The sequence below is a fragment of the Microbispora sp. H10670 genome (genome assembly GCF_014161385.1).
Lineage (GTDB): Bacteria > Actinomycetota > Actinomycetes > Streptosporangiales > Streptosporangiaceae > Microbispora > Microbispora triticiradicis.
The window spans coordinates 67,419-87,491 of sequence record NZ_JABBWW010000016.1 but is presented as its reverse complement, the minus strand read 5'-3'; the positions used below and the strand labels follow the sequence as shown (position 1 = coordinate 87,491).

Annotated in this window: 17 protein-coding genes and 2 tRNA genes; 10 read left to right on the top strand and 9 right to left on the bottom strand. The window is 72.8% G+C overall.

Going from position 1 to position 20,073, the window contains the following annotated elements:
- Nucleotides 1-14 precede the first annotated feature (14 nt).
- Nucleotides 15-2,594, top strand: a complete 2,580-nt coding sequence (locus HHX33_RS22115) for a DUF6493 family protein (protein ID WP_182876289.1) — start codon at nucleotides 15-17, stop codon at nucleotides 2,592-2,594.
- A 1-nt stretch (nucleotide 2,595) separates the two neighbouring features.
- The gene (locus HHX33_RS22110) at nucleotides 2,596-3,486 is read left to right on the top strand and encodes a hypothetical protein (protein ID WP_182876288.1); all 891 of its coding nucleotides are present in this window, start codon (nucleotides 2,596-2,598) and stop codon (nucleotides 3,484-3,486) included.
- A 23-nt stretch (nucleotides 3,487-3,509) separates the two neighbouring features.
- On the opposite strand, the gene dusB is transcribed toward HHX33_RS22110, so the two are convergent.
- Nucleotides 3,510-4,622, bottom strand: coding sequence for a tRNA dihydrouridine synthase DusB (dusB, locus tag HHX33_RS22105; protein WP_310741475.1), 1,113 nt, complete (start codon nucleotides 4,620-4,622; stop codon nucleotides 3,510-3,512).
- 101 nt (nucleotides 4,623-4,723) lie between these two features.
- Here dusB and HHX33_RS22100 point away from each other — a divergent pair, with 101 nt between their 5' ends.
- The 4 genes from HHX33_RS22100 to HHX33_RS22085 all read left to right on the top strand — a co-directional run bounded on the left by HHX33_RS22100 (nucleotide 4,724) and on the right by HHX33_RS22085 (nucleotide 6,451).
- Nucleotides 4,724-5,386: an ACT domain-containing protein gene (locus HHX33_RS22100; protein ID WP_111700252.1), complete on the top strand. Its 663-nt coding sequence runs from the start codon at nucleotides 4,724-4,726 to the stop codon at nucleotides 5,384-5,386.
- Between the two features lie 54 nt (nucleotides 5,387-5,440).
- Nucleotides 5,441-5,512: transfer RNA gene (locus HHX33_RS22095), tRNA-Gly, on the top strand.
- 30 nt (nucleotides 5,513-5,542) lie between these two features.
- Nucleotides 5,543-5,613 (top strand) — tRNA-Cys (locus HHX33_RS22090).
- Between the two features lie 136 nt (nucleotides 5,614-5,749).
- Nucleotides 5,750-6,451 (top strand): hypothetical protein, encoded by a 702-nt coding sequence (locus tag HHX33_RS22085; RefSeq protein WP_182876287.1) that lies wholly within the window; start codon nucleotides 5,750-5,752, stop codon nucleotides 6,449-6,451.
- A gap of 111 nt (nucleotides 6,452-6,562) precedes the next feature.
- On the opposite strand, the gene HHX33_RS22080 is transcribed toward HHX33_RS22085, so the two are convergent.
- The 5 genes from HHX33_RS22080 to HHX33_RS22060 all read right to left on the bottom strand — a co-directional run bounded on the left by HHX33_RS22080 (nucleotide 6,563) and on the right by HHX33_RS22060 (nucleotide 10,535).
- Nucleotides 6,563-7,312, bottom strand: a complete 750-nt coding sequence (locus tag HHX33_RS22080) for a phosphatase PAP2 family protein (RefSeq protein WP_182876286.1) — start codon at nucleotides 7,310-7,312, stop codon at nucleotides 6,563-6,565.
- Nucleotides 7,296-8,066, bottom strand: a complete 771-nt coding sequence (locus tag HHX33_RS22075) for a phosphatase PAP2 family protein (protein WP_182876285.1) — start codon at nucleotides 8,064-8,066, stop codon at nucleotides 7,296-7,298. The genes HHX33_RS22080 and HHX33_RS22075 overlap by 17 nt, the downstream gene beginning before the upstream one ends.
- Nucleotides 8,063-9,064 (bottom strand): YihY/virulence factor BrkB family protein, encoded by a 1,002-nt coding sequence (locus HHX33_RS22070; RefSeq protein ID WP_182876284.1) that lies wholly within the window; start codon nucleotides 9,062-9,064, stop codon nucleotides 8,063-8,065. The genes HHX33_RS22075 and HHX33_RS22070 overlap by 4 nt, the downstream gene beginning before the upstream one ends.
- Before the next feature lie 134 nt (nucleotides 9,065-9,198).
- Nucleotides 9,199-9,921 carry a hypothetical protein gene (locus tag HHX33_RS22065; protein ID WP_182876283.1) on the bottom strand — a complete coding sequence of 241 codons (723 nt, stop codon included), beginning with the start codon at nucleotides 9,919-9,921 and terminating at the stop codon, nucleotides 9,199-9,201.
- 197 nt (nucleotides 9,922-10,118) lie between these two features.
- Nucleotides 10,119-10,535 (bottom strand): VOC family protein, encoded by a 417-nt coding sequence (locus tag HHX33_RS22060; protein WP_182876282.1) that lies wholly within the window; start codon nucleotides 10,533-10,535, stop codon nucleotides 10,119-10,121.
- A 51-nt stretch (nucleotides 10,536-10,586) separates the two neighbouring features.
- Between HHX33_RS22060 and HHX33_RS22055 the strand changes: the two genes are divergently transcribed.
- Nucleotides 10,587-11,045 carry a MarR family winged helix-turn-helix transcriptional regulator gene (locus HHX33_RS22055; RefSeq protein WP_220502070.1) on the top strand — a complete coding sequence of 153 codons (459 nt, stop codon included), beginning with the start codon at nucleotides 10,587-10,589 and terminating at the stop codon, nucleotides 11,043-11,045.
- 64 nt (nucleotides 11,046-11,109) lie between these two features.
- On the opposite strand, the gene pgeF is transcribed toward HHX33_RS22055, so the two are convergent.
- Nucleotides 11,110-11,799 carry a peptidoglycan editing factor PgeF gene (gene pgeF / locus HHX33_RS22050; RefSeq protein WP_111700276.1) on the bottom strand — a complete coding sequence of 230 codons (690 nt, stop codon included), beginning with the start codon at nucleotides 11,797-11,799 and terminating at the stop codon, nucleotides 11,110-11,112.
- A 119-nt stretch (nucleotides 11,800-11,918) separates the two neighbouring features.
- On the opposite strand from pgeF, the gene HHX33_RS22045 reads away from it, so the two are divergent.
- Nucleotides 11,919-12,986 (top strand): zinc-dependent alcohol dehydrogenase family protein, encoded by a 1,068-nt coding sequence (locus HHX33_RS22045; RefSeq protein WP_182876281.1) that lies wholly within the window; start codon nucleotides 11,919-11,921, stop codon nucleotides 12,984-12,986.
- A gap of 50 nt (nucleotides 12,987-13,036) precedes the next feature.
- Here the strand turns inward: HHX33_RS22045 and HHX33_RS22040 are convergent, their stop codons facing one another.
- The gene (locus HHX33_RS22040; protein WP_182876280.1) at nucleotides 13,037-15,808 is read right to left on the bottom strand and encodes a hypothetical protein; all 2,772 of its coding nucleotides are present in this window, start codon (nucleotides 15,806-15,808) and stop codon (nucleotides 13,037-13,039) included.
- A 398-nt stretch (nucleotides 15,809-16,206) separates the two neighbouring features.
- Here HHX33_RS22040 and HHX33_RS22035 point away from each other — a divergent pair, with 398 nt between their 5' ends.
- Nucleotides 16,207-17,526, top strand: coding sequence for a hypothetical protein (locus tag HHX33_RS22035; RefSeq protein WP_182876279.1), 1,320 nt, complete (start codon nucleotides 16,207-16,209; stop codon nucleotides 17,524-17,526).
- 7 nt (nucleotides 17,527-17,533) lie between these two features.
- Here HHX33_RS22035 and glgA read toward each other — a convergent pair whose 3' ends face one another.
- A complete protein-coding gene (gene glgA, locus HHX33_RS22030) occupies nucleotides 17,534-18,709 on the bottom strand; it encodes a glycogen synthase (RefSeq protein ID WP_182876278.1) in 1,176 nt (391 codons plus the stop codon).
- A 47-nt stretch (nucleotides 18,710-18,756) separates the two neighbouring features.
- Here glgA and glgC point away from each other — a divergent pair, with 47 nt between their 5' ends.
- Nucleotides 18,757-20,070 carry a glucose-1-phosphate adenylyltransferase gene (gene glgC, locus HHX33_RS22025; RefSeq protein WP_310738008.1) on the top strand — a complete coding sequence of 438 codons (1,314 nt, stop codon included), beginning with the start codon at nucleotides 18,757-18,759 and terminating at the stop codon, nucleotides 20,068-20,070.
- Nucleotides 20,071-20,073: the final 3 nt, after the last annotated feature.

The window sequence follows — 20,073 nt, the reverse complement described above, 5'->3', positions numbered from 1 at the left end:
TAGTGTCCCCAGGCATGGACGATCACTGGGGCGAGATCAGGAAGCTGATCGAGGCGAGGCGCGCCGACCGGCTGGCCGAGAGGGTCAGGACGCTGGGCGACGAGGGCCGCAGGGAGGTCGCGGCCAGGCTGCCGGGGCTGCTGAAGGAACTGCGCGGCGTCGACCGGCGGGACGACGGCCTGTCCGGCTACCGGGTCGGCCTGCGTGTGGCCGGCGCCGGCTGCCTGGGCGGCGCGGCGGCCGTGACGTCCTGGTTGTACCGGCGCGACCTCGCGCCCCGGTGGGGCGGCGCCGACAACGACGTCGACCTCGTCCTGGCGGTGCTCGCCGACCGGCCCGCCGCCTGGCGCGCCGACCTGGCCGAGCGGCTGGTGCTCCGCCTGCGCTCCGCCGACGACCGCGGCGTGGAGCTCGCGCTGGCCCTGCTCCGCGAGACCGGGATCGAACCGCCCCCGCACGATCCGCTGGTGGCCGGATGGGTGGATCGGGGCCCGGCGCGCCTGGGCGAGGACCCGCTGCTCGATCACCTGCTGCCGCGCCTGTTCGAGGCCGAGGGCGTCGGCCGGACGCTGCAGTGGGACAGGGAACCGGGGAAGGGCTGGCTGGGCGCGCTGCCGAATCTGGCCGAGGCCGGCCGGGTGAAGCGCGAGGCGCTCATCGACGGCTGCGTACGCCGCTTCCTCCGTGGTGGCACGCCCGCCGACCTGCGATTCTTCGTCCGCCTGCACGAGGCGCTCGCCCCCTCGCCCGCCGAGGCCTCCTGCCACGTCCGCGACTACCTCCATCTGCTGCCCGCGGCGCCCGGACCGGTCGCCGAACTGGCCGTGAAGCGCCTGCGGTCCTGTGCCGAGCTGCCCGCCGACGACCTCGCCGAAGCGTGGGACTGCCTGCTGTTCCGCCCCGAACGCACTCTGGTGCGCGCCGGGCTGTCGTGGCTCGCCCGTTCCGTGAAGCGCACTCCGGCGCTGGCCGAGGTGATCGCCGCGCCGCTGGCCCGCGCGTTCGCCGCCGATTCGGCGGAGCTGCAGGAGACGGCCGCCGGGCTGGCCATGACGTACGCGGACGACATGCCCGAGGAGGGCCGGGCCACCCTCCGTGAGGCGATCGGCTTCCTCCCGCCCGCGCTCGGCAGGCGGGCCGCCGCGGCGTTCGCGGGCGGCGCGGTGGCCGAGGCCGAGGCCGTGTTCACGCCGCCGTCGCCGCCTCCCGCGCCCGAACGCGCCCGTGCCGTCGAGCCCCCGATCCGGTCGGCGGAGGAGCTCAGCCAGACGATCACGGAGTGGACGGACTCCTGGCAGTCGTGGGAGCGGCTGCTCGCCGGGTTCGTCGTGCTCGCCGGCCGCGACCGGCCGGGACTCGTGGCCGCGACGCGTGACCGGCTGACCGACGAGCACGCCTGGACCTACGCGCAGGAGACCTGGCCCCGGGCCGAGCAGTGGCTCAGGGGCGCCGCCACCGCCCTGAACGGAGACGCCCGGACCCGGCACGCCTGGCGGCGCTTCCTGCCCGGCAGGGGCCTGGCCGGCCCGGACCTGCTCCTGCTGCATCGCGGGGCGGAGATCCTGCGGGCCGTCGAGGAGGACACCCTGCCGCCGGTGCTGCTGGCCACGCCCACGCACGACACCGGCCACGTGGCGGCGGCCGAGCTGGTCCGGCGGCTGGAGGTGATCGAAGCGGCCGGCGCCAAGCCGCTCGCCGCCGACCTCCAGCAGGCGCTGCTGCGCCTTCCGCGCACCCCCGACCCCGAGGCGGCCGAGCGCGCGGCCCGGCTGACGTCGGCGGCGGGCGGGATCGTCGCCGGGTGGACCTGCCCGGAGGCGCACGTCACGATGGAGTGGACCTGCGCATGGGGCCGCCAGGGCCCCCACGACTGGCGCGACCGGGGTCACGCCCACCATGTCCGCCTGGTCCTCGCGGCCGTCGCCGCGCCCACCGGCCTGCCGCTGATCGACCTGGTGCTGAGCGTGCCCGGCCACTGGGCCGAGCCCGAGCACGTCCACTGGTGGCCCTCGACGCTGCCCTCACACCGCGAGGTCGCCGCCGCGTACCTCGCGCCGCACCTGCTGCAGCACTACTGGCACGGGCCCGTCGTCCGCGCGCAGGCCCGCCACCTCGCACGGGCCGAAGGACCCGCGGGGCCGGCGTTCTCCGCGGTACTCGCCCGTGCCCTTGGCGACCGGAACACGGGGGAACCGGTCGAGGTGCTGCTGGAGGTCGCCGCGCGGGACGAACTGCCCGCGGCTGAGATCGGCCGCCAGGCCGGGCTGCTGCTGGTCAGCGGCGAAGTCAGGATGATCGACATGGTGGCCGCGCTCGACGAGGCGGCCAGGCGGGGCGGGCACGATCAGGTGTGGCGGATCGCCGCCGCGGCGCTGCCCGCGCTGCTGCCCGCGCCGGGTGAGCGCCCGCGGGGTGGCCTGACCGGGTTCGTCACACTCGCGAGGTTGGCGGCCGAGTGGTGCGGCGCCTGCGGCGAGATCCCCGAGGTGCGCGACGTGGCCGCGCGCAAGGGGAACAGCGGCCTGCTCCGGGAGGTCCGCCGGCTCCACGACCGGCTCACCGAGAGCACCGACGGCACCGGCCAGGAGGGATGACATGAAGACCGGCAACTGGTCCACCCGCCACGACGAGGGCCACGCCATGCGCATGGCGATCGGCGACCTCGCCCGTGCCGCCGCCGCTCGGGAGTGGACACGGCTCGTCGCACGACATGCCGAGGTCGGCTCGCACGCCGTGACCACCCTGCTCCGCGACGGCCGGGAGATCCCCGCAGAGGGCATGCGGGAGCCGTTCCGGCGGCTGCGCGAGCTGTCCTATCAAGCCGACACCGGCACCTGGTTCACCTGCGAGCTGGCGTTCGAGCCCGGCAGCAGGCGATACACCTGCCGGGCCGGCTCCTCGGAGCCGCCGTTCGCGGACGTGCCCGCGGCGGCGGCGCTGGCGGAGCTGACCACGTTCTCCCGCGAGACTCCGCCCGGCTGGCTGCTCGCCGCGCTGCCGACCGCCCCGCCCCTCCCTCTCCCCTTCGGCCACGGCGAACGGTACGAGGGTTGGAGCCGCCACGACTTCGGTGACCGCCGCCCGCGGCGGCCGCTGCCGGTCAGCGGAGAGGTGACCTACGTGCCGGACACGGCCATGACCGCCCGTGCCATGGCCTACGACCGGGAGCGCGGCAGTCAGCTGGTCTGTCTCGCGGAGCGGGACGGCGATCCGGAAACCGGGTTCCTCATGGTGACGAGTTCCCGGGACACCTGGTACGTCGGCCGCGAGGGCATGCGCGGGACCGGCGTGGGCGTGCGGGCCGTCACGCTGGACGGCTCCACGCTCCGGCTGGAGCTGACCCCTGAGGCCGCCGACCTGCTGGAGACCGAGGAGGTGTTCGAGATCCGTCTCGACCTGCCGCCGGAGTCGGCCGCCGAGTTGCGCGCCGTCCTCCCCCGCATGCTGCGGCCCGTCGCCGGGGCACCGGACCTGTCCGGCTTCTGAACCACTCGCTCCCGCCCGGCGGCTCAGCCGCCGGAGGTGGGGTCCTCCGCGCCGGCGCCGGGGATCGTCATGTCGTCGGGGTCGTCGAGCCAGTTGTGCGGCAGCGACACCTTGGACCGCTCGCCGCTCTTGCCGCGCGGGCCGTCGGCCTCGTCCGGCCAGGGCTGGGCGGAGTCGAGCTCGGCGACCCGCTCGGCCATCTCGGACAGGCCGGCGACCGAGGTCAGGGCACGCCGGGTCTCGGCGCCGACGACGAAGCCCTTGAGATACCAGCCGACGTGCTTGCGGAAGTCGGCCAGACCGTGCCGCTCGCTGCCGATGACCTCGCACAACAACTCGGCGTGGCGCAGCATCATCGCGCCGACCTCGCCCAGGGCGGGCCGGGTCCGCTCGGACGACCCCTCGAAGGCCAGGTCGAGGTCGCGGAAGAGCCAGGGCCGGCCCAGGCAGCCCCGGCCGATCACCACGCCGTCGCAGCCGGTCTCGGCGACCATCCGCAACGCGTCGTCGGCGCTCCAGATGTCGCCGTTGCCGAGCACCGGAATCTCCGGCACCGCGTCCTTCAGCCGCTTGATCGCGTCCCAGTGCGCGGTGCCGCCGTAGTGCTGGCGGGCCGTGCGGGCGTGCAGGGCGACGGCGGCGAGGCCCTCCTCCACCGCGATCCGGCCCGCCTCCACGTACGTCAGATGGTCCTCGTCGATGCCCATCCGCATCTTCATGGTCACCGGCAGCGGCCCGGCTCCGGCCACCGCCTCCCGCAGGATGGCGCGCAGCAGGTTCCGCTTGTACGGCAGGGCGGAGCCGCCGCCCCTGCGGGTGACCTTGGGCACCGGGCAGCCGAAGTTCAGGTCGATGTGATCGGCCAGATCCTCCTCGGCGATCATGCGCGCGGCCTTGCCGATGATCGCGGGATCGACGCCGTAGAGCTGGATGCTGCGGGGCGACTCGTGCGGGCCGAACCGGATCATCTGGAACGTCAGCGGCACCCACTCGACCAGCGCCCGCGAGGTGATCATCTCGGACACGAACAGGCCGCCGCCCTGCTCCCGGCACAGGGTGCGGAAACCGATGTTCGTGATGCCCGCCATGGGTGCGAGCACCACGGGAGGCCAGACCTCGAGTGCGCCGATTCTCACCCATACATTCTCCCCGCCGCCGGCCGTGGGCCGTACAAGATCGTGGACGGGGGGCTTTTGTCCCGGTTAATCTGACCTGGACCAATCGTGGGGAGGTCGTCATGCTGCTGCGCCTGAGAATCGCCCTGCCGGACCGGCCGGGCTCGCTCGGCCAGGTGACCGGGGCCCTCGGAACCGCGGGCGCCGACATCACCCAGGTGACCGTTCTCGATCGGGGCGACGGGCGCGCTCTCGACGACTTCACCGTCTACTGGCCGGACGCCGCGCCCCGGGACGACCTCGTACGCGCCCTCGACGACGTTGAGGGGGTCCGGATCGAGGGGGTCTGGAGCACGCGGGAGGCCCCCGGCACCTACCCGGAGCTGGAGATCCTGAAGTTCCTCAGCACCGCGGGCGACCGCGCGCTGGCCACGCTGATCGACTCCATGCCGGTCCTGTTCAGCGCCGACTGGGCCGCCGCGGCGACGGAGGGGGACCCGCGCGTCACCGTCTACTCGAGCTGGCGGGCGCCGGAGGAGGTGCCCTTCCCCGAGGAGACGCCGTCGCGGCCGGCGGCCTCGACGCTGCCGTCCGGTCTGCACGTGGTCGTCGCGCCGCTGCCTCCGCTGGCGCTCACGCTGATGCTCGCCAGGGCCGAGGGACCGGCCTTCCACCGCAACGAGGTGCACCGGTTCACCCGGATCCTGGAGATCTTCCTGACCCTCCCCGCGATCGAGCGCGGAGCCGACCGCGCGTTCCGCAGACCGGCGGCACGGCCGTTCTGAGTACGCACACGAGCGGAAAACCCGGTACAGTAGCGACGTCGCCGCAAGGCGGACGCGGAAGTGGCTCAGTGGTAGAGCATCACCTTGCCAAGGTGAGGGTCGCGGGTTCGAATCCCGTCTTCCGCTCCGAGGGGCCGCACATCCGGGCCTCACTCTGGTGGAGTGGCCGAGAGGCGAGGCAACGGCCTGCAAAGCCGTCTACACGGGTTCAAATCCCGTCTCCACCTCTGGTTCCGACCTGACCCACCCGGACTCTGATCCTATCCAGACAGTCCGGGCCGGGTTCTTCTCAACGCACGGCGCCGGGCGCACACTGAAAGAGACACGACAGGCGATTTCGGTGGAGTAGCCGTGCACGGTGACATGCCCGAAGCGATGCCCCTGCTGTCTCGTGGCAAGCATCGCAATCCCAGCAAGGGCGCCTGCTTCATGGAGTTCGCGTCCTACCTCGCCGGTGAACGGTGGAGCGACCACCCGTCGTGCACGCATCCGCTGCTCGCCGGGCTCGCCCGCCTCGTCAACGACCACACCTCGGACGCCGCCCGGCCGCGGCTGGCCGGGCTGATCCCGTCCGTCATCGGCCTGACGGGCGACGATCCGCGCCTCGACGCGCGGATCGCCCTGTGCGCCGCCACGGCCGCGCTGCCCGTCGTCGCGCACGAGCGCCAGCTCGCGATGGCCGTCTCGATCTTCTCGGCCGAGCACGTGCTCGCCGAGGTGGAGGGCCGGTCGCCCCGCGACCTGGACCCGCGCAGCAGGGAGGCCCTGGCGCAGGTGCCGGAGGCCGCCCGCTGGGCCCGCGACTTCGGGCGCGGGGTCCGCGTCTCGCCCAAGGGCTTCCGCAGGTACGCCGCGCCGAACACGGTGCAGCTCGCGGTCCGGGGCATCGCGCAGGCGTGCGTGCCCGACCCCGACACACTGCTGCGCGACCTGCTGGCCGGCGCGGTCGAGGACTGCTGGGCACTGCTGCGCGGCGGCGCCGAGCCGGCCGGGCCGGTCACCGTGCCGGCGGTCGACCCGGGCCGGTGGGCGGACGCCTGCCGCCTCACCGGCCTGTCCGCCTGACCGGCCTGTCCGCTTGACCGGCAGGGCCGTCCGCCTGACCGGCGAAACTCCGGCGACCCGGGCTCGACCGGCCCGGCGGGCCGGTCCTGCCGATCTGCTCCGCTGAACGGCTCAGGCCGGGGCGGGGTCGTTCGCGGTCCGCTTCGACGACGACCGCCGCGACGCCATGACCGGCCGGATCAGGAGGGCCTGGGCGAGCACGAACACGCAGAAGATCCCGAGCACCCAGCCCCAGCTCACGTCGGTCAGGTGGTGCATGCCCCGATAGAGCCGGGACAGGCCGACCGTCAGGGCGGCCCCCGCGCCGAGCAGCCACCACAGCGCCTTGAGGATCGTGTGCCGGTGCGTGTGCAGGGTCAGCACGAGGGCGACCCCGCAGTAGAACGCCACCGCCGCGCTGGTGTGACCGGACGGATAGCTGGACGTCGGCGGCGCGGGATCGAGGTGCTGCACGTGCGGCCGGGCCCGCTGCGCGAACACGGTGGCGAGCAGGAAGATCGCCGACTGCGCGCAGACGGCCGCCACCAGGAAGGCCGCCTCCCGCCAGCGCCCGTAGGCGAGCCGGAAGAGGACGACCATGATCCCCGTGATCACGATGATCACCGGGGTGTCGGACAGCATCGAGCCGTAATGGGTGACCGTGTTCCAGAACGGCGTGCGCTCCTGGGCGATCTCACGGCTGATCGCCTCGTCCTGGGCGATGAGCGACGAGTGCTCCAGGACCCGGGTGAGCAGCAGGCCCAGCCCCAGGGTGACCAGGGCCATGAGCGCGAGCGGAAGCAGGATGCGCCGCGCCACCTCGGCCACCGTCGAGGACGACGGGGTATGAGCGGCGGGGCGGCGTTCACGAACGGTGACCAACTCGTCCTCCTTGGGGGGCTACTTCCCTCTTCGTCTCCGGCCCGACGCCTTCCCGCAGGGGCTGCGCGGGGCGGCGTCCGACCTCTCTTCGCCAGGTCTCGAAAGCGGCGCAGGTCGCCGCGACCACGGCCACACCGACCACCAGCCCGGCCACGACGTCGCTGAACCAGTGGACGCCGAGCGCGATCCGGCTGAAACCGACCAGCAGCGGGATCAGCACCGCGAGCGTCCACGCGATCCCGCGACCGCGTTCCCGCACGAGCGGCAGGACGAGCAGCAGCAGGATCCCGGCCCCGAGCGTGGCGTTGACCGTGTGCCCCGAGGGGAACGACGCGCCGGGGGCGATGGCGACGGGGTCGGGCAGGTGCGGCCTGGCCCGCGCGACCAAGATCTTCAGCACGAGGCCGAGCAGCCCGCCGACCGTGATCGTGGTGCCCGCCCACAGGGCCAGGTGGTAGGCGCGGCGCCAGACCAGCCACGCGACCGCGGCGCCCACGGCGATCCGCCAGGTCCACGGCTGGAAGACGTCGCTGACCAGCCGCATGAACTGGGCGAAGGCCGGGTTCGTGTACGCGTACGCGTGCAGGTTGTGCGCCGCGCCCTCATCGATGCGGGTGAGCGGGCCGAAGGAGGTCTTCACGAAGACGAGCAGCACCGTGAACGGCACGCCGATCAGCGTCAGTGCCGCGACCGCCACCGTGAGCCGCAGGCCCAGCCTGCTCTGGGGGTCGAACCGCCTGCGCAACCAGTTCATCGGCCGCTCCCCACCGGCTGCCGCTCACGCGCCTGGACCGGGGCGGCGGTGCCCGGGTCGGGTGCGGCCGGCTCGCCGCAGCCCGCCCGGCAGGCCTCCAGCTGCGCGCTGAAGGCGAGGCCGAGGAAGAGAGCCATCGAGCTCAGGAACGACCAGAGCAGCAGTGCCATGACCGCGGTGAGCGGGCCGTACGTCGCGCCGAAGGTGCCGCTGCTCGCGGTGTAGAGGGCCAGCAGCCAGGTGAAGAGGGTCCACAGCAGAACCGCGACGGTCGCGCCGACCGCCAGCCAGGTGTGGCCGGGCTGCTTGCGCCGGGGCGAGGAGCCGAAGAGAACCGAGATCGACAGGACGGCCAGCAGGAAGCCAATCGGCCAGCGCAGCCAGCCCCACAGGCGCTGCGTCGTGTCGCTCCAGTGGTACACCTGGGCCGCCGCGTCGCCGACGGCCCCGCCGCCGACCAGGATGACGAACCCGACGCTCATGAAGACACCGGCCGTGACCGCCATCAGCAGCGCCCGGCCGTACTTGGCCTTGAAGGGCCGGTCGCGCTCCATGCCGTAGATGCGGTTCGCCCCGCGCTCGAACTGGCCCATGGCCGTGGTCAACGCCACCAACGCGGTCAGCAGACCGAACCACAGCGCGAGCTTCCCCCCGACGCCCGAGGCGTGGTGGCTCTGGTCGAGCGTCTCCCGGATCACCTGCGAGCCGGCGCCGGGGGTCAGCCTCCGCAGGGTGAGCTCAAGAAGGCGGCCCAGGTGTTCCTGGTGGACCACCGAGCTCAGCCCCACGATCGCGATGGCGCCGGGGATGATCGCAAGGCAGACCTGGAACGCCAGCGCGCGGGCGCTGCTCGTGCCGTCGCCGTACCTGAACCGCACGAACGAGTCCCGGATCAGGTGCCAGCCGCCATACCGCCGTAACGTGACGTAGGCGTCGTCGGCCGACAACTCCTCGCCGCTCATGCTCCGGGTCTCCGGTACCGGGGTCGCGGTTCCCATGTGAGTCCTCACGTCGTCAGGGGGTGGGGACCACCGGGGGCCGGGTCGCGGGCCGGCCTCCAGCGGTCCCCGCAGGCCCACCGACTACCCCGATCACGGCGCTCGGAACATCATCCGCCGCGGCGGGCGTACCGTCACAGAACGGCGCAGCCCACCCGGACGGCGACCCGGGGCGACCAGCGCCCGGAGATCACGTCCTGCGCCTGGGCGTACGCGTTGGCCGGCCGGCCGGCCGCGGCGCAGTCGAACACACCGGTCTTCTTGCCGAAGCTGCCGCCGGCGTAGCCGCTGTGGGCGCTCGCGTTCACCGTGCCGCTCCAGTAGAGCCTGCCGGTGTTGTACCGGATGTAGAGGCGCACCTGGCCGAGGTTGTAGTGATCGCCGTTGATCTTCAGGCGCGGGATGTCGTCGACGGAGGTGCTGGTGGAGGTGCCGTCACCGTTGTCCACCGGCGGTACGGTGTAGCGGCTGATCCAGAGCCGCGCCGACACCTTGCGGTCGGCGGCCCTGCTGTTGTCGGCGGCGGCCTGCGACCGGACGGCCGGGGTGACGCAGACGTCGTCGCCGCTGAAGGCCTCGCGCCAGACGTAGCCGGTCGTGCAGGTGTGCGGGCCGAACGCGCCGGAGGTCCAGCGGGAGGCCTTCGCGGCGTTGTCGGCCCGGGTCTGCGTCCGGGTCGCCGACGTGACGCAGACGACGTCGCCGGTGCGGGCCTCGCGCCAGACGTAGCCCTGGAGGCAGGTGTCCGGGCCGAAGTCGCCGGTCGCGGCGGCCGGGCCGGCCATGAGCGTGACGGGGGCGGTGACGGCCAGACCGGCGATCGTGGCGGCGGCCAGACCGAGCAGGGTGCGCTTCATGACGATCTCCTGAGATATCCGGGTGCGGGTGCTGTTCGGATCTCCCGGTCCGGCCGTCGCCGCCGGGAGGGTGCAACTCAGTGATAGGCGGGCCCGCCTGCACGTCTCTTGACACCCGCTTGCCGCAAGCGGCCGCAAGCCACCGCAAGTGGCCCGCAAGCTCCCCCGGAAGTGTCCCGGGAGCCCCCCTCAAGCGCTCAGTAGGACTGGATCTCCAGCAGGTTGCCGTCGGGGTCGCGGAGGTGGGCGGTGCGGCAGGTCGGCCCCCACTCGGGCCGGGCGACCGGCGGCGCCACGACCCGGCCTCCGGCGGCGGCCGCGACGGCGGCGGCCCTGTCGACGTCGTCCAGCGTGAGGACCAGCATCGTCCCGTCGCGCCCGCCGCCGCTCTCGCCCTCGGAAGCGGAGCCGAGAGCGATGCCGGTGACCCGCGCCAGCATCTCCCGGTCGAGCAGGGCGAGCACCGCCTCCCCGTCCCGGTCCCAGTTGGCGTACGGCCCCGCCTCGTCGCCCTTGGCGAGGCTCGCGCCCGCCACCGCGGTGAGCAGGCCGTCGTAGAAGCGGAAGCACTCGGCGAATCGGGAGGCGAGCACACGGGGGTAGAGAGCGTCCACGGCGAATCCCTTGGGTAGTACCAACTATTGGGGGTGCCCTATCCTGCTCTCGTGAGCGAGGTGCCGCAACTTCCCCCCTCCCTGCTCGGGATCACCGCGTTCCTGCTGTCGAAGGTGGGCGTCGCCGGGCGCCGCCGCATGGGCGACCGGCTGCGGGGGCACGGCATCGGCCTGTGGGACCTGGCCGTGCTGGCGGCGCTCCGCGACTTCGGCCCCGCGTCGCAGCGCGAGCTCGGCGTGCGGCTGGGCATCGACCCCAGCGACCTCGTCGCGGTCATGGACACGCTCGTCCCGCTCGGCCTCGTGGAGCGTGACCGCGACCCGGAGGACCGGCGGCGCTACCGGGTCGCGGTCAGCCGCGCGGGCCGGGCCACGCTGGAGGCGGCCCTGCGCGACGCCGGGGCCGTGCGCGACGACCTGCTGGCCGCGCTGGACGAGGAGGAGCGGGCGGCCCTGCACGCGCTGCTCCGCAAGGCGTACGGCGGCCTGGACCCGCGGGCCCGGGACTGACCGGGCCCAGAACCGATCGGGCACAGGACCGACCAGGCACAGGACCGCCCGGCCCGGACGGCCGTCAGGAGCCGGTGAGCCAGACGTATCCGGCGAAGCGGCCGGTGACCCGCTCGCGGCGGTAGGAGTAGAGATCGGCCGTCTCGATCGTGCATCGCGCGTCGTGCCGCACGTCGGCCACCCCCGCGCGGGTGAGCTGGGCCGCGATACCGGCCCGGATGTCGAGCGCGGGCGTCCCCCGCCGGGTCCGCGACCACGTCTCGGGCACCCGGGCGGCCACCCGCTCGCGCAGGTCCTCCGGCACCTCGTAGCACAGCCCGCAGGCCGAGGGCCCGATCACCGCGATCATCCGCGCCGGCTCGGCGCCGCCGGCCGCCATCGCCTCGACCAGGGCGGGCACCACCCCCGCCTCGGTGCCCGGCCGTCCCGAGTGCGCGCCGCCCACCAGGCCGGCCACCGGGTCGGCCAGGAGCACGGGCGCGCAGTCGGCGACCAGCACCGCCAGCCCGAGCCCGGGCCGGTCGGTGAAGACCCCGTCCAGGGCGGGCGGGTCCGCCCCGAACGGCGCGCCCGCGTAGGCGACGTCCGTCCCGTGGACCTGGCGCATGAACACCACCTGATCCAGCCCGAACCCGGCGGCGGTCTTCGCGCGGTTCTCGGCGACCGCCGCCGGGTCGTCCCCCACCGCCCCGCCGAGGTTGCGCGTGCCGTACGGCCCGGTGCTCACGCCGCCGTGCCGGTCGGTGAAGGCCATCTTGACCCGGTCGATCGCAATCACGGCTTCAGCGTACGGCCGGCGCCCGCTCCGGGGGACGCGCCGGTAGGGATCTTGGAACGTGGCAGTACGTTTGCGGCCGACGGAAGGAGCGGGGATTGCGCGCGGTTGTGTACGAGGAGTTCGGCGGGCGGCCCGAGGTGCGCCGGGTGGCGGACCCGGTCGCGCCGCCGCACGGCGTGGTGATCAGGGTCGAGGCGACCGGGATGTGCCGCAGCGACTGGCACGGGTGGATGGGACACGACGCGGACATCACCGTGCTACCGCACGTGCCGGGCCACGAGCTGGCCGGCGTGGTGGAGGCGGCGGGCCCGGAGGTGACCGGCTGGCGGCCGGGCGACCGGGTGATGGTGCCGTTCATCTGCGCCTGCGGGAGCTGCCGCGAGTGCCTGAGCGGGAACCAGCAGGTGTGCGAGCGCCAGACCCAGCCCGGTTTCACCCACTGGGGGTCGTTCGCCGAGCTGGTGGCGATCGACCACGCCGACGTGAACCTCGTCCCGTTGCCCGCGGGCATGTCCTTCGCCACCGCGGCGAGCCTGGGCTGCCGGTTCGCCACCGCGTTCCGGGCCGTCGTGGAGCAGGGCGGGGTGCGGGCCGACCAGTGGCTCGCCGTGCACGGCTGCGGCGGGGTCGGGCTCTCCGCCGTGATGATCGGCGCCGCCGTGGGGGCGCGCGTCGTCGCCGTGGACGTCTCGCCTGCCGCGCTCGACCTGGCCCGGCGGTTCGGCGCGGCCGAGTGCGTCCTGCTCCGCGGCGGCTCCACTCCGGAGGAGTCGGCGTCCCTGGTCAGGGCGGCGACCGGCGGCGGGGCCGAGGTCTCCGTCGACGCCCTGGGCGACGCCGCGACGTGCGCCGCGTCGATCGCGGGCCTGCGCCGGAGGGGCCGCCACGTGCAGGTGGGCCTGCTGCCCGGGGAGACCGCGCTGCCGATGGGCCGGGTGATCGCGCACGAGCTGGAGATCGTGGGCAGCCACGGCATGGCCGCCCACGCCTATCCCCCGATGCTGGAGCTGATCGCGGAGGGCGTGCTCCGGCCCGACCTGCTCGTGACCCGGACGATCGGCCTGGAGGACGCCCCGGAGGTGCTGACCCGGCCCGGGACGTCCGCCGGTGTGACGGTGATCCTCCCCCAACCCGCCAGGGCGACCTGGTGTCCTGAGTCGTAAATCGCATGTCTATCTGGGTGCATGGCTCGATGTGCGGGGCGCCCGGCGGTTCAACGTCGCCGGGCGGTAGGGCTCGGGGTGGTCGGGCACAGCGGGAACCGCGGCGTGTCCGGCAGGTAGCGATCCCAGTCCAGTTCCACCGGGCCGGCGCAGATGTCGTCGATCACGCGGGGCACGTCGGGGTCCAGCCGCCACAGCGCGCCTTTCTGGATGCTGGTGAGGAGCAGTTCGCCGGTCTCGGGAAGGAACCGGGGGTTGGTGAGGTCCAGGCCTTCGAGGCGGAGGGACATGACTTCCGCTCCCGAGGCGAGATCCCACATACGGATCGAGGCGTCGTCCACCACGGCGGCCATCCGGCCCTGCGGGTCGAAGGCGACCCTGGCGGGAAACTTCACGCCGCCGGCTTCGACCACCGTACGCGGGGAGCTCGGGTCGGTGGCCTTCAGCAGGGTCAAGTTCCCCGACGTCTTGCCGAGCACGGCCACCGTGCCGGCGGGACCGGCGATCGGGTACACCACGTCCGGAGTGCGCATCAGGGTCGCGATCCGCACACCGTCGAGTCTCCACAGCTCGGCGGCGTATGCCCCGCTGACGCGTCGGGTCAGCACCCCCTCCGAACCGTCCGGGGCCACCGACGCGTCCTCCACATCGCCGGCCGAGAGCCGGCGGACCGCTCCGCCGGCGACTTGCCACACCAAGGCCGTACGGTCCGTTCCCACGGCCATCACCAGGCTGCCGTCCCGGGTGATGCCTCTCACCACCGGGAGGCCGGCGGGAACGGCGATCTCGCGTGGATGGTCCGGGTCCGAGACGTCCCACAGGACAGACGTGGAGGCCGTCCCGTTCCAGGTGATCACGTGGCTCCCGTCGGCGCTGGTGGCGTAGTAGAAGGAGCCGCCAGGCAGCACACCCGCGGGCCGCCAGCCGGTGCCGTCCCGACGCCAGAGCCGATAGCCGGGGGGCGCCGCGGACCCGTCGGCCCGCATGGTGACGGCGATCCGGCCCGGCGAGTCGATGTAACCCTCACCGAGGATGCTCGTCCCCGTTGCGGCATCGGCGAGGATCAGCGCTGCACGGGTCTCGGGCGTCGGACTGATCCGGTAGGCGGCCAGGGCGAGCGCCGCCGCATCGCGCGGCCTGGTGAGCAGGAGGGTACGGGCGGCATCCGCGGCGCGCAGGCCTATGGCGTCGTTCCTCTGGCGGTCGGCTTCGCGTTTCGCCGTGACGCCCAGGCCGACGGCTCCCGCCAGCAGGACGACCAGCGCGGAAAGGGCCGCGATGAGCATCCTCAGCCGGCGTCGCCGCCGGCGGAGCTCGGTCGCGCGGAGCACCTGCGCCGTCAGACCGGCGTCGAGGAAGTCGTGTTCGATCGGGTTGAGCCGGTCGCGCAGGCGGTGGATCAGGGCCAGGTGCTCCCCACGCCACAGCAGGTCGGGGTCGCGTCCATGCCCCTGCCAGGCCGCGGCCGCCTCGATGACCCGGTGGTGCGACCGGAGAATGTCCCGGTCCTCGGCGATCCAGGCGGCCAGCCGCGGCCACGCGCGAAGCAGCGCCTCGTGGACCAGTTCGGCGCCGTGGTCGTCGAGGCTGACCAGCCGAGCCGCGGCGAACCGCTCGAGCGGGCCGCGCGGTTCCGCCAGCTCGTCACGCCGGATCCTCCGTTTGGTGTCCTCGGTGCCGTCGCCGGGAGTGACCAGGCGCAGGAACATCAGCCGGGCGGCGTCCCGTTCCTCGCCCGCGAGCTGCTGGAAGGTCTGCTCGGCGGTGCGTGCCAGGGCGTGCTCCACGCCACCGACGTCCTCGTACCCGGCCAGGGTCAGTGTCATCCCGCGGCGACGCCGCCACGTCTCGGCGAGCGCGTGCGACACCAGCGGCAACGCCGACGGCTGCCCGGTGACATCGGACATCAGCCGGGCGAGCAGGGCGCCCTCCACGGAGGCACCCGCTCGCGCCGCCGGCTCGGTGACGGCGCGGCGCAGGTCGTCGGCCGACATCGGGCCGACCAGCAGCTGAGCGCGATAGAGGGCGGCGACCAGCTCGGGGTGGCGGCTGCAGTGGCCGTAGAAGTCGGCGCGCACGCCCAGCACCACCCTGCTGCGCGGAGAGGCCGCGGCCGTCAGCGCCCGCACCAACCACGGCCGGTCGTCGTCGGCGCAGAGAGTGAACACCTCCTCGAACTGGTCGACGATGAGGAGCAGCTCGCCCGGCACCTCGGACAGCCGGCGGCGCAGGGCGTACGGGTCGGCGGCGAGTTGCTCGCGCAGGGGGGCCAGCGGCTCGTCGACGAGCCCGGCCACGACCGTCGCCACCTCCGTCACGGGGTCGTGTCCGGGGGTGAGGACCAGGGCGGTGCGCTTGGACTTGGCGACCAGCCCGGCGCGCAGCAGCGACGACTTGCCGGCGCCGGACGCGCCGAAGACGCCGGCGAACGGCCGCTCGTCGACCAGGCGCACCAGGGCCTCGGTCAGCGCCTCCCGGCCGAAGAACCGGTCGGCGTCCTCGACTTGGTAGGCCGCCAGCCCGACGTACGGCGACGGCGCCTGCTCGTCCACCGTGGCGTCGGACGCCGCCAGGTCCCGCCACCGGTCCCGCCACGCGTCGACGTCGCCGTCGCAGGCCGCGACGAAGGCCAGCGTCACCGCGAGGCTGGGCAGCCTCCGCCCGGCCACGGCCTCCGACAGCGCGGCCGCCGAATAGCGGGCCCGCCTACCCAGCTCGCGGTACGGCGGCTGCCCGGCCTGCTGCCGTAATCGCCGCAGGTCGCCGGCGAACCGGAGCAACGGCGTGTCCTCAGCGCCCAGCGGGCGTTCCTGACGTGGCATCGCCACCCTTTCCCACCGCGATATCGCCCCCGGGCATTCTTCACCGCGGCCGGCGAGACCTCGAAATCTCACCTTCCGTGAACGCGCGAGCACCAGAGCCGATGTTCGTTTGTTCATGGTTAGTTGTTCAGGCGCCAAGGGCGAACCTGAACACCCCGTCCGACCCTAGTGTCGGGCACGTCCCGTTCCCGCCGAGCGGCCATGCCGCCGGGGCCGGGCCTCCTCATCGACAAGTCACCGAAAGTCGCGTCAGTAAGCGCGGCGGGCGATTCCCGGATAACTTCCACGGCTCGTGGCCGGGGTCGCCGTACGGTCATCTAGGAAAGGGAACTTCTTTGTCGTTATCACGGCTTAGTCGCTTGGCGTCTGCGGTGGTCGCGGCGGGTCTCGTGGTTCTGATGGCGGGGCCGGCGCACGCCGACTTCGCCACCACCGGCACCGAGCCCGCCTACCCCTACGCCCAGCCGGTGGACGCGAACGTCCCGAAGCGAGGCTGCGCCACGACACTGTCCGACCCCACCAACGCCAGTGCGAGCATCCCAGCGGTTCAGGTGATCTACGCCTGGCACGAGGGGTACGGGAACCGCTACAACGACGTCGTCGAGCAGATCGCCAAGATCGTCGACCGGATGGACTGGTCGGTGGACGAGTCGACCGACTACGACCAGCACATCAACTTCAGCTGCCGGACCGGTTACGACACCAGCACCTACTCCGGCTACGCCCATGCCCTGGTGATCCCGGAGAAGATCGAGGGCGGGACGATCGGCAGTGAGATCGCCGCCGACGTCGTCGCCGACGACCTGGCGGCGGCGGGCTACGACAACGCCAACCGCCGGTACGTGGTCTTCGAAGACTTCAGCGAGGGTACGGCGCAGGGGCACTGCGGCCAGGTCTGCCTGGCCACCTCGGACGAATGGGACAGCGGCACCATACTGCACGAACTGGTCCACCTGTCCGACGCGGATCACGCCAAGGCCACTGAGGTGCCCGAGACCGTCGACGTCTCCGACGTCATGTCCAGCCAGTGGGACAACTGGAATCTGGACCAGGAGTTCAACAGCTACTACGACCCCAGCGAGCTCACCGCGAGGTTCCCCAACTACGGACTCGCGGTGAACGTGGCCACCACCCCGTGGTTCACCTCGCCCGTCTGCTGCGACGTGGGCTACAGCAACGACCTGCTCACCGCCGAGGAACGCGGGATCGAGTCCGTGGCGCCGTCCGGCTACCCGGCGAGCTTCACCCTCTCCGGTGGCGGCTGGATGCAGGTCACCCCACCGGGGTCGGACGCCCAGGTGTCGGCCAGGTACTTCGACGGCCGCCGGTCCCTGACCATGAACGTCCAGTCGTGGTCTGAGGGGGTCCTGTCGCTCACCCGCAAGCCGGCGGTGACGGCGGGACAGCGGTACAAGTTCTTCGCCCGGGTGACGACCGCCACCTCCGGCAACGTCAAACTCCGGCTGTCCTGGTACAACTCCTCCAACGCGCTGATCTCCAACAGCGACAGCTCTACCTACGCCCTCAACTCCAACTGGCAGGAGTACAGCGTCTCGGCGGTCGCTCCGAGCGGCGCGGCCACCGCGCGACTCTCCGTGGTGAGCCCGTCCGGCCAGACCTTCGCCTACGTGCTGGACAGCCTGCAGCTCAACCGCTGCAACAACGGCAAGACCACCGACGGATGCCGGCTGGACGGCCTCCTCCCCTACACCTACTAGACGGCGGTCAGGCCAGACCGGCGTAGAGGGCCTGGGTCCGCTCGGCGATGCGGGCCCAGGAGAAGTGCTCGACCGCGCGCACGCGACCGGCCCCGCCCATCGAGGCCGCGCGGCCGGGATCGCCGAGCAGCGCGTTCACCCGTTCGGCCAGTGCCGCGGCGAACGCCTCGGGGTCGCGCGGCTCGCCGTCCCGCCCCTGGTCGATCGGGACGAGCAGGCCCGTCTCGCCGTCGGCGACGACCTCGGGGATGCCGCCCGTCGCGGTCGCCACGACGGCGGTCTCGCACGCCATCGCCTCCAGGTTCACGATGCCCATCGGCTCGTACACCGAGGGGCAGACGAACACGGCCGCGTGGGTCAGGATCTCGATCACCTCGGGCCGGGGCAGCATCTCGGAGATCCAGACCACGCCCTTGCGGGAGGCCGACAGCTCGCGGACCAGCCCGGTGACCTCCTCGGCGATCTCCGGCGTGTCCGGCGCGCCCGCGCACAGCACGATCTGCGCGTCGGGGGCGAACGACCGGGCCGCGTGGAGCAGGTGGACCAGGCCCTTCTGCCGGGTGATCCGGCCGACGAAGACGACGTACGGCACGGCCGGGTCGATGCCGTGCCGCAGCAGGGCCCCGGTGCCGCGCGAGGGCGCGTACTCCTCGGTGTCGATGCCGTTGTGGATCACCTGTACGCGGTCCGCGGGGACGTCGGGGTATGCCGTCAGCACGTCGCGGCGCATACCCTCGGAGACCGCGATGATCGCGTCGGCGGCGTGCAGCGCGGTCCGCTCCGCCCACGACGACAGCGTGTAGCCGCCACCGAGCTGCTCGGCCTTCCACGGGCGCAGCGGCTCCAGGCTGTGCGTGGTGACCACGTGCGGCACGCCGTACAGCATCTTCGCGACGTGACCCGCGAAGTTGGCGTACCAGGTGTGGCTGTGCACGACGTCGGCGCCCTCGCAGCCGGCCGCCATCTCGACGTCCACGCCGAGCACCTGGAGGGCGGCGTTGGCGCCGGTCAGGCCGCCGGGCACCTCGTACGCCCGGACGCCCGGCTCCTCACGCGGCGCGCCGAAACACCGCACCCGGACGTCGGCCAGCCGGCGAAGCTCCCGCGCGAGGTACTCGACATGGACTCCGGCGCCGCCGTACACCTCGGGCGGATACTCACGGCTCAGCAGATCGACACGCATACGAGGAGCTTAGGCCGGGCACCGCCGGGCACGGCGCCCGGGAGGTCATGCGATGCCCGGCCTCGACCGAAATGTTCACTATTTGCCGGTGCGCATGGTGTTTGTTGGGCGTTCGGCGGGTTAAGGTCCTGCCTATGAAGGTCCTGGCGATCGTGCTGGCGGGTGGTGAGGGGAAGCGGCTGATGCCGCTTACCGCGGACAGGGCCAAGCCCGCCGTGCCCTTCGCCGGGATGTACCGCCTCATCGACTTTGTGCTGTCGAACCTGGCGAACGCCCACTATCTGCAGATAGTGGTGCTCACCCAGTACAAGAACCACAGCCTCGACCGGCACGTCTCCCGCACCTGGCGGCTCTCGTCGATGCTCGGCAACTACGTCACGCCGGTCCCCGCGCAGCAGCGGCTCGGGCCGCACTGGTTCTCCGGGTCGGCCGACGCGCTGTTCCAGAACCTCAACCTGATCTACGACGAACTGCCGGACCACGTGATCGTCTTCGGCGCGGACCACATCTACCGCATGGACCCGCGCCAGATGGTCGAGCAGCACATCGACTCGGGCGCGGACGTGACCGTGGCCGCGATCCGCCAGCCCATCGAACTGGCCGACCAGTTCGGGGTCATCGAGGCCGACGCCTCGGGCCGCCGGATCGCGGCGTTCCGCGAGAAGCCGAAGGACGCGGTGGGCCTGCCCGACGCGCCCGACCAGATCTTCGCCTCGATGGGCAACTACGTCTTCAGGACCCAGGCGCTGATCGAGGCGCTGCGCGAGGACGCGCTCGACCCCGGCAGCAAGCACGACCTCGGCGGCAACATCATCCCGATGTTCGTGAAGAGCGGCGGCGCGGAGGTGTACGACTTCGCGCACAACAAGGTGCCCGGGTCCACCGAGCGCGACCGCGGCTACTGGCGTGACGTGGGGACGCTCGACGCCTACTACGAGGCCAGCATGGACCTCGTCTCGGTCCAGCCGGTCTTCAACCTCTACAACGACCGGTGGCCGATCTACTCGGGCCACGACCCGCTGCCCCCGGCCAAGTTCGTGCACAACGAGGGCGACCGGGTGGGGCACGCGCTGGACTCGCTGGTGTCGCCCGGCGTCATCGTCTCGGGTGGCACGGCGCTGCGCTCGATCCTCTCCCCCGGCGTGGTCCTGCACTCCCACTCGCACGTCGAGGACTCGGTGCTGATGGGCTGCGTCAAGGTCGGCAGGGGCGCGATCGTCCGTAAGGCCATCATCGACAAGAACGTCGTCATCCCCGACGGCGCGCGCATCGGGTTCGACCCCGAGTACGACCGCCAGCGCTTCACGGTGACGCGCGAGGGCGTGGTGGTCATCGGCAAGAACGAGATCGTCGACCGCTGACGC